The following is a 14,550-nucleotide window of genomic DNA, read 5'->3' as shown; positions in this document are numbered from 1 at the left end:
GTGCGTCATCGCGGAAAGTGCCTTTCTGAGTTCAACGGGCGCGCGTTACCCGTTTCAAGTGAGGTCTAAACGTGACTTTCAGGCCATTTCCGAGACCTGCCGGCGAGCCAGTCGACCACCGATCTGGATCCACCGGATGCTGCCGTCGCCGGGATCCCGCAGGAAACGCCCGGTCTGGTTGGTGTCACCCGTGTCGGAATCCCGCATCGCGAACACCAGGCCGTCGAACAACGACAGGTCGGCGAACGGCTCCCCGTCCACGGTGAGCGCCAGGCGCTCCCGGTCCACGGCGCGCACGGCGTATTCGACGTCCCCGTTGCGGAAGCTGCCGGTGCAGTCCCGGGGCGGCGGGATGCGGTGGTTCAGGTTGCGCATTCCGTCGTAATCGCCCACGGGCAAACCGGCCGCGGCGAGTTCCGGAACCAGGTCGCGCCACAATGCGAAGCCGCTGCTCGCGTCGGTGGTCAGGGCCACCGCGGTGCCGTCCTCGGGGTTGATCCGCAGGTGGCACGAGGTGCCGTCGGCGGTGCCGTCGTGGCCCACCCAGCGCACCCCGTCCCGGTGGAACAGCGCGAGCCCGAGGCCCCAGCCGTCGGCCATGCCGAACGGCTCGGCGTGCCGCACCGGGGTGCGCATCAGGTCGAGCTCGGCGGTGTCGATCAGGCGCGGCGCGGCGCCGCCCAGCATCCGGCCGAAGGCCACCAGGTCGGTCGCGCTGACGGCCAGCGCGCCCGCCGGCGCGTCGACCAGGGCCAGCGACTGCTCGACCGGGACGACCCGGCCGGTGCCCGCGTTCACGGCGTGACCGGGGGCCACGCCGACGCCCGCGCCCGGACCCGCGGTGAACCGCGGTCGGATGCCGAGCGGGCGGAGCAGGACCGCGTCCACGGCCTCCCACCAGGACATCCCCGTGGCGACCTCGATCAGGTGGCCGATCAGGGAGTAGCCGATGTTGGAGTAGGAGAAGCCCTCGCCGGGCGGGTGCAGCAGGTCCAGGTCGCGGACCGCCTGCTCCACGTGGCGGCGCAGCGACGTGGTGCGCACGTCCTCCGGGTCCGACGGCAGGCCGCCGGTGTGGCTGAGGAGGTGGCGGAGGGTCAGCTCGTCCTCCACCGAGGGGAGGTGGTCCGACAGCGGGGCGTCGAGGTCGAGGTCCCCGTCGGAGACCAGGGCCATGGCGACGGTCGCGGTGAACGTCTTCGTGATGGAGCCGACGGGTACCGCGGCGTCGGCGGCCAGACCGACCTCGTGGGTCCACGTCCGGCCGTCGTGGTGCACGGCGAACTGGAGGCCCGGCACGCCGTGCGCGCGGGCGAGCGCCGTTAATCGAGCGGAGATCTTCTGGGTGTCCATCCTGATCCTCTGAGAATGAGCCAGGTCGGCTGCGGACCAACGTTGACTGTTGTTACCGGATCGTCGCGACCGCCGAACGGAGCATTTGACTAAATGTCGTCTGACATTTTTGCGGTATGCGGTCGCGTGTTCCTCGCGAGTGTTGTGCGGTTCACTCGATCGGTAGGTTTGGACCGGGCAGTCTCGTAAATAAGCCCAGTAAGCGAGGGTTATTCGCAGTCGCCTGGCAACGGTTGCCGTGCTCGGTAGGCTGTCCATCCGGTGGGCACTTGAAGTTCATTCTGCCCAATCCGGACGGGTTCTCCAAAAATTGTCCACGAGACCGTAACCAGATCCGTGAACCATCGTTTGCGGCTACCGATCCGTAGGGATCGGAGGTACTTCGGTAAGAAGGCGCGGCGGGCCGCCCGGCCGGGCTCGTGCCGGCCGTCGTGGGCGGGGTCGTGCCGAAGAGGTGGTGGCGGGGGCGGTCCGTCGAAGCACGGAGTGCCCACTCCGGGGTGGTTCTACGCACCCGGGGTGGAGGCACTCGCCGGGCTGGGCCGAACGCCGGGTGCGCGCCGGCCCGGCCGCCGGGTTCGCGCCGGCCCGGGAGTCGGGTCGCACCGGGCCGGAAGTCGGGTCGCACCGGCTCGAACGCCGGGTCCGCGCCGGCCTGGGAGCCGGATCGTGCCGGCTCGGCCGCCGGGTTCGTGCCAGCCGGGAGCCGGGTTCGCGCCGGCCGGGAGCCGGTCCGCGCCGCCCTCCCGACGGCTAGCGCTCGTCCTCCTGGACCTCCAGGTGCAGCGCCTCCATGCGGGCGTCCAACTCGGCCGCGATGGCGGCGGTGTTGGTCAGCTCCTCCACGAACCCGGCGGGCACCTGGTCGTCGTACTTGTAGTAGAGCTTGTGCTCCAGCGTGGCCCAGAAGTCCATGGCGATGGTCCGCAGCTGGACCTCGACCTTGACGTGCTCCACCCGGTCGGACAGGAACACCGGGATGCGCACGATCAAGTGCAGGCTGCGGTAGCCGTTGGGCTTGGGCCGGGCGATGTAGTCCTTGGTCTTGAGGATCTCCAGGTCGCTCTGCCGCGCCAGCATGTCGCGCACCCGGTACACGTCGGAGACGAAGGGGCAGACCACGCGCACGCCGGCCACGTCGTCCAGGTGCTCGGCGGCCAGCGCCAGGTCGGCGGGCAGGCCCTTGCGCCGGAGCTTGTCCAGGATGGCGTCGGGGCGCTTGACCCGCTGGGTGACGTGCTCGATCGGGTCGTGCCGGTGGACGAGGTCGAACTCCTCGCTGAGGATGCGGAGCTTCGTCATGAGCTCCTCGACCGCGAACTTGTGCACCACCAGAGACCGCCGCAGCAGGTCATCCGCCACGCCGACGTCCATGATCCCAGGATACCGCCGGCCGGCCGGGCTACGATCCGGGTCGTGAACACCCACTGGCACGTGGTCCTCCCCCCGCCGTGCGCCTGACCGGGCGCACCACCGGCTGACCCCTCACGCACCTGCTCGGCAGTGCGCCCGTTCGCGCGTCCTCTTCGGCTTTTTCGCGAACGGAGACCCAGTGCCCACCTTCGACGTACGAGCACGCCCTCGTCCCACCGCCGGTCCGCTGCCGATCCTGGCGGCCTGCCTGCTGTGGGGCACCACCGGCACCGCCGGTTCCTTCGCGCCCGCCCCGGCCCCGGCCGCGGCCGTCGGCGCGGCGGGCCTGGTGTTCGGCGGGCTGCTGCTGTTCCTGACCGCGCGCGGCACCCGCGAGGTGCTGCGCACCGCCGACCGGCGGCTGCTGCTGCTCGGCGCGGTGACCGCCGCGGGCTACGCGCTGGCGTTCTACCCGGCGGTGGCGCGCACGGGTGTCGCGGTGGCCACCACCGTGGCGCTGGCCACCGCGCCGATCGTGCTGGGCGTGCGCTCGCGCCCCCTGCTCACCCTCGTCGCCGTCACCGGCTGCGCGGTGCTGGTGCTGGGCGGTGGCGGGGCGCACGTCGACCCGGTCGGCGTGGTGCTGGCGCTGGTGGCGGGCCTGTCCTACGCCGCGTACTCGGTGGTCTGCGCGCACCTGATCGGCCTCGGCCACCCGTCGCGGGCTGTGGTGGGCGCGGTGTTCGGCGGCGCGTCCCTGCTCACCGCGCCGGTGCTGTGGTGGCTGGGCGCGGGCTGGCTGGCCACCCCGGCGGGCCTGGCGGTGACGGCCCACCTGGCGCTGGTCACCACGTTCCTGGCCTACCTGCTGTTCGGCCTCGGCCTGCGGCACACCGGTGCGGCCACCGCCACCACCCTCACCCTGGCCGAACCCGCCGTGGCGGCCGTCCTGGGCGTGGTGGTCCTGGACGAGCGCCTACCGCTCGCCTCCTGGTTCGGCATGGCAGTCCTGGCCCTGGCCCTGACAGCCCTCTCCCGCCCCTAGAAACCCCGCGAGTCGAACACTCGCGCCCACCGTGTCGAACGCTCGGGACCCCCGAGTTCTACGTTCGGGTCCGGCCCGCCACCCCGGCGGGCGACCTGAACGCAGAACTCACCTGACCTGGGTGTTCGACATGGTGGTCCTGGGTGTTCGACTCGCGCCGGGGTTAGGGGGTGGGGTTGCCGCCCAGGCCGTAGAGGATGCGCTGGATCACCTCGGGGTCCACGTCCGGCTCGTCGCCCATCTGCTCGGCGGCGGGGGAGCGGCGCGGCTCGCGGCGCGGCAGCGGCACGGCCGAGGCGTTCATGCCCGACGGCAGCGGCAGCTCGCACCACGCCAGGTGCCCGCCCGCGGTGAGGTCGACCAGGCCCGCGCGCCCGCTCGCCAGCTCCGGCGGCAGCGCGAGGCGGTTGCCCTCGACCTCCACCACCAGGTGGCTGCCGGACAGCCGCAGGCGCACCAGCAGGAGGCCCGGGGCCTGCCGGTCGGCCACGTCCACGGCCGCGCCGACCAGCCGGCGCGCGGTCTGCGCGGCCTCGTCCTGCATGGCCCGCAGGCGCCACTCGCCCAGCGAGAAGCGCACGAACATGTCCGCGACGTTCACCGCGGTGGGGAGCGCGACGAGCCGAAGGTCGTCGACCTGTTCGGTCTGGGCGTTCACACGGGTCCCTCCTCGCCTGCGTCCGGCGCGTACTGCGCCAGATGGTGCCATGACGGCGTCCGTTGTCACCTGTGTGGTCTACGACTGTGAGCGGACTGTGTCCGATTCGGCGTCAAGACCTACTACGGGTGAACACGGGACCCGGTTCACCCGGGGTCGGCGCGTCGAGCGACCGTATCGAAATGACTCTCCGGGGAGAACAGCGCCTCCACCGAGCGCCACCCGGACGTGCGAGGGGCCCGCCGGCTGCTCCGGCGGGCCCCCTGCGGTGGTGCGTTCAGCCCTGCTTGGCGGCCTCGATCTCCAGCAGGATGGTGATCTTGTCGCCGACCACGGCGCCCGCCGGGCCACCGGTGATGCCGAAGTCCTTGCGGCTGATGTCGGTGGAGGCGGAGAAGCCCACGACCTTGGCGCCCTCGGACATGCCGTCGCCGAAGCCGTTGATCTCCAGCTCCAGCGTCACCGGCTTGGTCACGCCGTGCAGGGACAGCTCGCCGTCCACCAGGAAGCCCTCGCCGTGCGCGCGCACACCGGTGGAGGTGAAGGTCAGCTCCGGGTACTTCGCGGTGTCCAGGAAGTCCTCGCCCCTGACGTGGGCGTCGCGCTGCTCGTTGCGCGTGTCGACCGACCCGGCGTCGATCTTGGCGGTGACCGTGGACTCCAGCGGGTTCTCGGCGGTCACGATGGTGCCCTCGAACGTGCCGAAGTGGCCGCGGACCTTGGACACACCCAGGTGGCGGACCACGAACGAGACGTCGGAGTGCACCGGGTCGATGGCCCACGTGCCGATGAGGTAGCCGGGGATCTGGGTCGAGGTCATGTCGGTCCTTCGTGGTTGTCTTGGTTGAACTCTCAACAGAACATAGCGCATCCTGGTTGAGGGTTCAACAACAACCTATGATTGGTGCCATGAGCGAAGTGCGGTGGTTGAACGCCGAGGAGCAACAGGTCTGGCGTGGCTTCATGACCGCCGTGACCAAGTTCACCGAACACCTGGACCGCCAGCTCCAGCGGGACTCCGGGATGCCCATGGCCTACTACGAGATCCTGGTGGCGCTGTCCGAGACCCCGGACCACGCCCTGCGCATGAGCGAGCTGGCGACGGTCTGCCACTCCTCGCGGTCGCGGCTGTCGCACGCGGTGGCCCGGCTGGAGAAGGAGGGCTGGGTCGAGCGGCGGGCCTGCGCCTCGGACCGGCGCGGGTCGATCGCCGCGCTCACCGCCGCCGGGTACGCCGTGCTGGAGACCGCGGCGCCCGGTCACGTGAGCGCGGTGCGCGAGCACCTGTTCGACGTGCTGACGGCCGAGCAGCTGCGCGTGCTGGCCAACATCAGCCGCGCGGTGGACTCCGGGCTGACCGTCGAGTGCGCTCGGGCGCAGGAGGAGCTGGCCGAGTTCTAGGCGGGTCGGGTTAGGTGGGGGTTCGGGCCGCCGGCGGTGGGTGGTGGCGGTGGGTGCCGGCCGCGTGGACGACCGTGCGGGGTGGCTGTGCGGGGTGGCCGCGGGGGGCGGCGGTAGGTGGTGGTGGCGGCTGGCAGCCGCGTGGGAGCGTCCCGATGTGGACGCATCCGGTCCAGTGCCCGTGGGCCGTCCGGAGCAGGCTCGCCCGCCGGGGCCGGAACGTCACGCCCTGCCGTTAGCATCCGCCGGGTGCTACCGAAGCCGGGAACCCTCGCCCGCCGCGCGCTCGACGCCTGCCGACGCGAGTCGGCGAGCTTCAGCGCCGCCGCGCTGGGCCTGTTGCTGCTGGTCGGCGCCGCTCTGGGCGACGGCATCCCCCGCACCGCCGTCGCGGTCTCCGACGGCCTCACCTGGCTCAACGACGACGAGCGCGGCGAGGTCGTCCAGGTCAACCCCAGTTCCGGGAAGCCTCAGGCGAGGCTCCAGGTCAGCGGCGCGGACGCCCGGCTGGAGATCGCCCAGTCCGACGACGAGCTGATCGTGCTCGACCGCCGCACCGGGCAGGTCACCGTCATCGACCTGGCCACGCTGCTGGCCTCGGGCCGCCGCCAGGCGCCGCCCGGCCCCTCGGCCAAGGTGCTCATCGTCTCGGACGGCGTGGTCGTGGTCGACCGCGCGGCGGGCTCGGTCCACCGCACCGACCCGGTGACGCTGGCCGACGTCGGCAAGCCCTGGTTCGCCGGTCAGCCGCTGGCCGACGTGGTGGTCGACGACGAGGGCGTCCTCTGGGCCGTGGACCACGGCGGCAACCTGCGGGCCCTGCTGTGGTCCGACGAAGACCTGGCGTTCGCGGAGCGGTCCGACCGGCCGGTGCCCGGCGCGGGCCCGCGCACGGCCCTGGTGCCGCACGAGCGCGGCGTGACGCTGCTCGGCCTGGAGGGCGGCGTGGTGGTGCGCGACGGCACCGGCCGCGACCTGACCACCGGCACCGCGTCGCTGGTCGGCGAGGTGCTGGCCGCGCAGACCAGCCCGGCCGGCCTGGTGCCCGCCTCGGTGCCGGACGCGGGCGCGGTCGTCCTGCTCAGCGGCGACCGGGTGGTGCGGGTCGACATGGGGCGGTTCACCTGTCCCCGGCCCGGCCGACCCGCGGTGTTCCGCGAGCGCGTCTACGTGCCGTGCCTCGGCGCGGGCAAGGTCGTCGTGCTCGACCGGGACGGCGGGCGCGGCTCGGAGGACGTGCGCACCGGCGGCTCCGGCGACCCGGCCCTGGTCTTCGACGACGGCCGGCTGTTCATCAACACGCCAGGCTCGGACTCGGGCCTCATCGTGGACGCCGACGGCCGCACCCGCGGCGTGGTCGTCCGCAGCCCCGACCTGCCGGTGACCGACCCGGACCGGACGCCGATCCCGAGCGTGCCCAGCCCGCCGCCGCCCCGACCGGACCCGCCCCGCCCCGACCCGCCGGGCCGCGGCGACCCGCGTGGCGGACCCCGGCCACCGGACCCGTCCACGACGACCGCCCCGCCCACGACGACGCCGAGCCCGGCGCCGCGGGGCACCGGCCCCGGGCGGCCCGCGGGCGTGACCGTCACCCAGCGCGGCAACGACGGCGCGGCCGTGGTCCTCGCGGTGACCTGGAACCCCGCGACCGAGGGCGGCGAACCGCTGTCCGGCTACTCGGTGACCGCGACCGGCGCGTTCTCCGGCGGCACCCGCGCCACCCGGGTCACCGGCACCTCGGCCGAGCTGTCGCTGCCGTGCGCCGGGACGGCGTTCTGCGCCGGCGGCCGGGTCGACGTGGCCGTGGCCGCGTACGACGGGACCGGCGCGGGCGAGCCGGCCACCGCGTCGTGGGCGGTCCGCCCGGCGCCCGCCCAGCCGCCGGCCCCCACGACCACCACGCCACCGGCGCCGCAACCCCCGGCTCCCCAGCCGCCCGCTCCCCAACCCCCGGCTCCGCAGCCGCCTGCGCCCACCACGACGACCCCGCCGCCACCGCCCCCGCTGCCGACCGCGGGCGCCTCGGTCATCACGAGCGTCACCGGCGGCATCTACGCGATCCGGCGCACCGTGACCACCGGACCGCCGGCGGACTGGGCGGGACACGCGGGCCGGTGCGAGGTCGTCAACACCGACTACGGGTACACCGCCGCGATCCCGTGCGCCGGCGGCTCCGCCCCGATCACGGTCGAGTTCGGGGCGAACAACGTCGTCGTGCGCGCCCACGCGGTCGACGGCTCGGCCTTCGTCGACTCGGCCGCGCGCCTGGTGAACCTCGCCGAGCGGGACCCGGGCTGCGGCAACCGCGGCGGCTGCGTGCCGCGCGGCCTGCCGGCGTCGGAGGACGACCGGCTGGTCGGCGGCGGCCTCGGCCTGCTGGCCACCGCCTGGCTGCTGCGGCTGCGGCGCCAGAAGACGGAGGACGACGAGTGACGAGCACGACGGCGCCGGCGATCGGCGAGGACGAGGTCGCGGCGTTCCAGGATCTGCACGCGCGCCTCGGCGACGCGGTCGGGACGGCGGTGCGCGGCAAGCGCGAGGTGGTGGACCTCGTGCTGGTCTCCCTGTTCGCGGGCGGGCACGTGCTGCTGGAGGACGTGCCCGGCACGGGCAAGACGACCCTGGCCCGCGCGGTCGCGGGCGCGCTGGGCGGCCTGTCGCGGCGGGTGCAGTTCACCCCCGACCTGCTGCCCTCCGACGTCACCGGCACCTCGGTGTACGACCCGCGGACCGGCGAGGTGAAGTTCCGGCCCGGCCCGGTGTTCGCCAACGTCGTGCTCGCCGACGAGATCAACCGCGCCGCCGCCAAGACCCAGTCGGCGCTGCTGGAGGTCATGGAGGAGCGGACCGTCACCGTCGACGGCGTGGCGCACGCGGTGCCCGCGCCGTTCCTCGTGGTCGCCACGCAGAACCCGATCGACCTCGACGGCACCTACCGGCTGCCCGAGGCCCAGCTCGACCGGTTCATGCTGCGCACCTCCATCGGCTACCCGGACCGGGAGCACGAGATCGACGTGCTGCGGCCCGGCAGCGGCGCGGGCCAGGTCGGCGCGGTGCCGACGGTGACCAACCCGCACGTGGTCGCCGAGCACGGCCGCCGGCTGGCCGGCCTGCACGTCGCCGACCCGCTGCTGCACTACATCGGCGACCTCGGGGCCGCCTCCCGCCGGGACGACCGGTTGCGGCTGGGCGCGAGCACGCGCGGCCTGCGGTCGCTGGTGCGGTGCGTGCAGGTCTACGCCGCCGCGCAGGGCAGGCACTTCGCGGTGCCGGGGGACGTGCAGGCCCTGGCCGTGCCCGTCCTCGCGCACCGGCTGGTGCTCACCCGCGAGGCGCAGCTGGCGGGCACCACCGCCGAGGAGGTCCTGGCCGACGTCCTGGCGGGCGTGGCGGTGCCGAGACCGGCCACGCGGTGATGCCCGTGCGGCTGACCGCACGGGGGCTGGGCACGGCGCTGCTCGGCGTGCCGCTGCTCGCCCTCGGGCTGTGGTGGCGCTACCCGGGCGTGGCCGGCCTGGGCGCCGCGCTGGTGCTGCTCGTGGTCGCGGGCGTGGTGTCGGTGCTGTCGCGGGCCCGGGTCGCGCCGTCGCGGACCGTGCGCCCGCGCACCGTGCAGCGCCTGGGCCCCTGCCGCGGCGTGCTGGAGCTGACCGGCACCAGCCGGCGGTTCCCGGTGCTGTTCGACGCCACCGACGAGGTGGCGGGGGAGCCCGTGGTGGTCGACGTCCCGCTGCTCGCGCCCGGCGAGCGGGTCCGGGTCGAGTACCCGATCCCCACGCACACCCGCGGCCTGCTGCGGGTCGGACCGCTCACGCTCGGCCGCCGCGGCCTGGCCGGCCTGGCCCGCGCCCGCGCGGTCGTCGGCGACGTGGTCGAGGTGCGCGTGGTGCCGCGCGTGCTGCCGGTGCGCGGCCTGCCCGGCGGGGTGCGGCGCGGGCACGTCGGCGCGGACGAGCGGGTGGAGCGCGGCGGCACCGACCTGGTGGGCCTGCGCGAGTACGTGCCGGGCGACGACCTGCGCCGCCTTCACTGGGCGACCTCCGCGCGCACCGGCACGCTGATGATCCGCGAGGACGCCGACCCGGCGCGCCCGCACCTCGCGGTCCTGCTCGACGACCACGCCGCCGGCTACCCCGACCCCGCGCACCTGGAGGACGCGGTGGAGGTGGCCGCGTCGCTGGTGGCGGTGGCGGTCGCCGAGGGGCACCCGGTGCGGCTGCTGACGTCCTCCGGCGCGGTGGACGTCGAGCTGCCCGCGGGCGCGGTGGACGCCGACGCCGCGGTGGTGCTCGCCGCCCTCGCGGACCTGACGGCCGTGGCCGATGAGCCGGCGGCGCGCTCGGTGCCGGTCCGCGACCTGGACGTGGTCGCGGTGGTGTGCGGGGCGTCGTCGGACCTGTCGGCGTCGGCGCTGGAGGCCGGTCGCGCGTCGGTCGGCGTGGTGCTCGTGGTCGACCCCGGTGCCGGGCGGGCGGTGTCCGCGATCGGCTCGGTGCCGGTCCTGCGCGCCCCCGCGGCCGAGGGCCTGCTGGACGCGTGGAACGCGGTGGTGTCGCGGTGACCGCGCGGTGGGGGTGGTCGGCGCTGCTGCTCGTCGTGGCCGCGCTGCACCTGGGGGCCGGCTGGCAGGGCCTCGCGCCGTCGCTGGTGTTCGCGGGCGCCGCGGTGGCGGCGTTCCTGTGCCTGCCGCTGCTGCGGTGGCGTCGCGCACCGACCGGCCTGGTGGTGTTCGCGCTGCTCATGACGGGTGTCGTCGTCGCGCACCAGGTGGCGCGGGACCCGGCCGCCGACCCGGCCGACCCGCTGCCGGTGCTGCTGGACCTGGTGCCGCGCCTGCTCACCGCCGCCCGACCGGCGCCCGCCACCCCCGAACTGCTGGCGCCCGGCGCGCTGCTGGTGTTCGCGGTGTCCCTGCTCGTGGTGCTCGCCCTGCTGCGCGGCGGCCGGTCGCTGCTCGCGCCGGTCGTCGGCGCGGCCCTGCTCTACACCTGCGCGGCGCTGCTGACCGCCGGTCGGGCGGACCGGGCCGGCCTGGTCGCGGTCGCGCTGGTGGCGTTGACCGCGCTGGGCTGGCTGGTGGTCGACCGCCTGGAGACCGGCGGCCGGGTGCTGCTCGGGCTGCCCGCCGTGCCCGTGGCCGCGGTGGCCGTGCTGGCCCTCGCGCTGCCACCGGACGACGCGTTCGAGCCGAGAGAGCTGGTGGAGCCGCCGGTGAGCCCCCTCGGGGTGGCCAACCCGCTGCCGCAGCTGGCGTCGTGGGCCGGCCTGGGCGACACCGAGCTGTTCCGGGTGCGCGGGCCCGAACGCGCCGTGCGGCTGGTGGTGCTGTCCGACTACTCGGGCGCGACCTGGCAGGCGGCCTCGCTGTACGGCCCCCTCGGCGCGGTGGCCGCGCCCGACCTACCGCCGGGCGCGCGCGTGGTCGAGGAGGAGGTCCAGGTGACCATCGGCGAGCTGCGCGGCAGTTGGCTGCCGACCGCGGGCCGGCCGACGTCGGTCACCCTGGACGGCGCGGTGGTCGACCCGGACTCCGGCTCGCTGGTGCTGCCCGCCGAGCTGCGGCCCGGCCTGACCTACCGGGTGCGCGGCGTGCTCGACGTGCCGGACGACGACGACCTGCTCGACGCGGGCGTGCCGGACGACGGGCGGGCGCGGCGCTACCTGGCGCTGCCCGGGTTGCCGTACTCGCTGGCCGAGTACGCGCGGCAGGTGGTGAGGAACGCGCGCACGCCGTACGAGCGGGCGGTGGCGATCGAGCAGGTCGTCAAGCAGGGGCGCGCGCCCGACGCGCAGGCGCCGGTCGGGTCGTCGTACGCGCGCCTGGAGCGGTTCCTGTTCGGCGCGCCCGGTGAGCCGGGGGCGGGCGCGGGCACGGCGGAGCAGTTCGCGTCGGCGTTCGCGGTGCTGGGGCGGGCGGTCGGGCTGCCGACGCGCGTGGTGGTCGGGTTCCAGCCCGGGGCGGGAGAGGAGCGGGCCGTGCTGGGCGGGGACGCCACCGCCTGGCCCGAGGTGTACTTCACGGGGTGGGGCTGGGTGCCGTTCGACCCGGTCTCCGGGGTGTCGTCGGGAGGGTCGAGCGCGGCGCAGAAGCGCGAGGTCCTCGACCGGCTCGCCTCGATCACGGCGAGCCCGACCAGCACCCCGCTCTCCGCCCCGCCGCTGGTGACGCCGTCGGGGGCGGTGGAGGGGCGGGCCGCGTCCGGGTTGGTGCCGTCGCGGCGGTGGGTCGGGTACGCGGTGCTCGCGGCTGTGCCGTTGGTGCTGGTGTCCGGGCTGGTGCTGGCGCGTTTGGTGCGGCGGTGGCGGTTGCGGCGGGCCGGGGTGGTCGGGGCTTGGGCTTACGTGTTGGACGCGTTGCTGTTGGTCGGGCGGACGCCGCCGCCGCACCGGACCGCGCCGGGTGTTGCCCGGGACATCGCGCGGGATGTCGCTCGGGATGGTGACGGAGGGGTTGCGGGGGAGTCGGGTTCTGCTGGGTCGGGTTCGGCTGGGCTGGGTTCGGCTGGGCTGGGTTCGGCTGGGCTGGGTTCGGCTGGGCTGGGTTCGGCTGGGCTGGGTTCGGCGGCGGTGGAGCTGGCGCGGTTGGCCGATTGGGCTGCTTTCGCGCCGGAGGGGGTGGGGGAGTCCGGGAAGGCGGTGGGCCCGGCGGGTGCCCGTGCGGGTGGTGGTTCGGCGGAGGCGGCTGTGCGGGCGTGGCGGTTGGCGCGGGAGGTCCGGCGCGGGCTGCGTGGTCGGGTTCGTTGGTACCGCAGGGTGTTCTGGGCCGTGGACCCGCGACCTCTGTGGCGTCGCTAGCCGCTGCCGCCGTCGGGTTCGCACGCTCCCGCCGTTGTGCCGCGTGCCGGACGGTCGGGGTCCGGCGTCAGCCGTTGCGGACGGCGCAGGTCTTGGCCGAGACACCGCGCTGCGTGGTCGGGTCGTCGAGACCGATCGCGAGCACCTGGAAGCAGTACTGCGGTGCGGCCGGGTCCAGGCCCTCCAGCACGTGCGACGTCTCACCGGCGACGACCGTCACCAGCGACCTGGCCTCCGCGCCCGTCACGTCGACCACGACGAACTGCGCGTTGCCGTCGCTCGGGTCCGTCCAGAACAGCCCGATGCTGTCCCCGCCGTCCTCCAACCGCTTGAGGACCGGGGTGAACCCGGGGTCACCGCCCACCGGCACCCCGGCCGAGGCGGTGGCGGTCGAAGCCGGTGAGGCCGAAGAGGACGGTGGGGAGGTGGGCGGCGACGAGCCGGTCGCCGCGACGTCGCCGGTCCGGTCGGGCAGGCTCAGCGCCACCCCGACCGCGACACCGGCCAGGAGCGCACCCACGCCGGCCGCGACCCACACCTTGCGCGACCGTCGGCGCGCACCGGGCGGTTCGGCCGGCCCCACCAGCGGTGGCATGGGTGTGAAGGGCATGACCGGCCCCGCCTGCGGCACGGGCGCGGTTGGCTTCGGCACGGCAGGTTTCGGCGTGCTCGGGTGGACCGTGGGGTCATGGCGGACCGTCAGGTCGGCCAGCTCTTCGGTCCACGTCCTGACCGGTTCCGCGTGGGTGCCGCTTGATGCCGTTCCCGGACCAGAACCGGGTCCGGCCTCAGCTCCACCCCTGCCCCCGTCCCCGGTCCCACCCTCAGACCGGTCCCCATCCCCGTTCCCGTCCCCGGCCTCCGCCGTCGATTTCGGGCCGAAGTCGGGGATCGCGGTCGGGCCCTCCGGGTAGTGCTCCTCGACCTCTCGCCGCAGGACGGTCGTGTGGTCGGGGTCCACTTCGGACTGCGGGGTCCAGGTGGGCAGCGCCGCCAGCGCCGCGCGCAGCGACGCCGCGTCGGGGAACCGCTCCTCGCGCGACTTGCGCAGGCACCGCAGGATGATCGAGATCAGTTCGACCGGCACGTCCCGCCGCAGCAGCGAGCGCGGCGGGGTCTCCCGCACCCGGCCGAGGTAGGCGAGCATCGTGTCCTCGCCCGGGTTGTCCGAGGTGAACGGCGGTTGGCCGTCGAGCAGGGTGAACAGCGTCGAGCCGAGCGACCACAGGTCGTCCGACGCGGCGGGTGGGCGGCCGTCCACCATCTGGGGTGCGGCGTGCCGGTAGCTGACCAGCTGGAGCGACGCCGTGTGCGCCGCGTCCGCGCCGCGCGCGATGCCGAAGTCCGCCAGCACGTACGACGTGGGCAGCACCAGGATGTTCTGCGGCTTCACGTCCCGGTGCAGGATGCCCTGCCCGTGCGCGAACGCCAGCGCGTCCGCGACCGCGATCCCGGCCGCGACGACCTCGCGCACCGGGAGCGGCCCGTGCTGCTGGAGCCGGTCGTGCAGCGACCCGAGGTCGTGGTACTCCATCACGATGCACGGCTGCCCGGCGATCACGCCGGTGTCGAGCACGGTGACGATGTGCGGGTGCTGACGACCCAGTCGGACGGTGATCTCCAGCTCACGCCGGAACCGGCTGACCGTCGCCGGGTCGGCCACGTCGAGCACCTTCACCGCGACGTCCCGCCCCAACCCGTCCTGCCGGGCCCGGTAGACGGTGCCCTCGCCGCCGTGGGCGACCAGCCGGAAGTCGCTGTAACCGGGCAGGGAGATGGCCGGGGCCGCGTCCCGGGAGGGCGGCGGCGCCCACGCCAGCAGGTCGTCGGCCTGGTCCACGACGCGATGGTATCGGCCGGGCACACCGCGGCCGGACGCCTCCGAACGGCGTCCGGCGACTGACCACAACGGCGGTACGGGAAACTGGTCATCACGGTCCGCGCA

11 protein-coding genes are annotated in these 14,550 nt (G+C 74.7%); 6 read left to right on the top strand and 5 right to left on the bottom strand.

Features of this window, described 5'->3' with window-relative positions; genetic code table 11:
- Positions 1–78: 78 nt before the first annotated feature.
- Entirely contained in the window at positions 79–1,353 is a 1,275-nt protein-coding gene (locus ACFP3R_RS17275) for a serine hydrolase domain-containing protein (protein WP_380637237.1), read from the bottom strand.
- A gap of 753 nt (positions 1,354–2,106) precedes the next feature.
- Positions 2,107–2,727, bottom strand: coding sequence for a GTP pyrophosphokinase (locus ACFP3R_RS17270; protein WP_380637236.1), 621 nt, complete (start codon positions 2,725–2,727; stop codon positions 2,107–2,109).
- A 178-nt stretch (positions 2,728–2,905) separates the two neighbouring features.
- On the opposite strand from ACFP3R_RS17270, the gene ACFP3R_RS17265 reads away from it, so the two are divergent.
- Positions 2,906–3,751 carry an EamA family transporter gene (locus ACFP3R_RS17265; protein ID WP_380637235.1) on the top strand — a complete coding sequence of 282 codons (846 nt, stop codon included), beginning with the start codon at positions 2,906–2,908 and terminating at the stop codon, positions 3,749–3,751.
- A 163-nt stretch (positions 3,752–3,914) separates the two neighbouring features.
- Here the strand turns inward: ACFP3R_RS17265 and ACFP3R_RS17260 are convergent, their stop codons facing one another.
- Positions 3,915–4,409 (bottom strand): ATP-binding protein, encoded by a 495-nt coding sequence (locus tag ACFP3R_RS17260; protein WP_380637234.1) that lies wholly within the window; start codon positions 4,407–4,409, stop codon positions 3,915–3,917.
- 277 nt (positions 4,410–4,686) lie between these two features.
- Complete coding sequence (locus ACFP3R_RS17255) at positions 4,687–5,229, bottom strand: YceI family protein (protein WP_380637233.1); 543 nt, start codon at positions 5,227–5,229, stop codon at positions 4,687–4,689.
- A gap of 89 nt (positions 5,230–5,318) precedes the next feature.
- On the opposite strand from ACFP3R_RS17255, the gene ACFP3R_RS17250 reads away from it, so the two are divergent.
- The 5 genes from ACFP3R_RS17250 (at position 5,319) to ACFP3R_RS17230 (ending at position 12,605) form a co-directional block, all read left to right on the top strand.
- Positions 5,319–5,810, top strand: a complete 492-nt coding sequence (locus ACFP3R_RS17250) for a MarR family winged helix-turn-helix transcriptional regulator (protein WP_380637232.1) — start codon at positions 5,319–5,321, stop codon at positions 5,808–5,810.
- Positions 5,811–6,059: 249 nt separating this feature from the next.
- Positions 6,060–8,243 (top strand): NHL repeat-containing protein, encoded by a 2,184-nt coding sequence (locus ACFP3R_RS17245; RefSeq protein ID WP_380637231.1) that lies wholly within the window; start codon positions 6,060–6,062, stop codon positions 8,241–8,243.
- Positions 8,240–9,226 (top strand): AAA family ATPase, encoded by a 987-nt coding sequence (locus ACFP3R_RS17240; protein ID WP_380637230.1) that lies wholly within the window; start codon positions 8,240–8,242, stop codon positions 9,224–9,226. Before ACFP3R_RS17245 ends, ACFP3R_RS17240 begins: the two co-directional genes overlap by 4 nt.
- Positions 9,226–10,371 carry a DUF58 domain-containing protein gene (locus tag ACFP3R_RS17235; RefSeq protein ID WP_380637275.1) on the top strand — a complete coding sequence of 382 codons (1,146 nt, stop codon included), beginning with the start codon at positions 9,226–9,228 and terminating at the stop codon, positions 10,369–10,371. Before ACFP3R_RS17240 ends, ACFP3R_RS17235 begins: the two co-directional genes overlap by 1 nt.
- Positions 10,368–12,605: a transglutaminaseTgpA domain-containing protein gene (locus ACFP3R_RS17230; RefSeq protein WP_380637229.1), complete on the top strand. Its 2,238-nt coding sequence runs from the start codon at positions 10,368–10,370 to the stop codon at positions 12,603–12,605. Before ACFP3R_RS17235 ends, ACFP3R_RS17230 begins: the two co-directional genes overlap by 4 nt.
- A 67-nt stretch (positions 12,606–12,672) precedes the next feature.
- Here ACFP3R_RS17230 and ACFP3R_RS17225 read toward each other — a convergent pair whose 3' ends face one another.
- Positions 12,673–14,445, bottom strand: coding sequence for a protein kinase domain-containing protein (locus ACFP3R_RS17225; RefSeq protein ID WP_380637228.1), 1,773 nt, complete (start codon positions 14,443–14,445; stop codon positions 12,673–12,675).
- Positions 14,446–14,550: the final 105 nt, after the last annotated feature.

The organism is Saccharothrix lopnurensis (assembly GCF_042658445.1).
Taxonomy (GTDB): Bacteria; Actinomycetota; Actinomycetes; order Mycobacteriales; family Pseudonocardiaceae; genus Actinosynnema; species Actinosynnema lopnurensis.
This window is presented reverse-complemented; position numbering and strand designations above follow the sequence as displayed.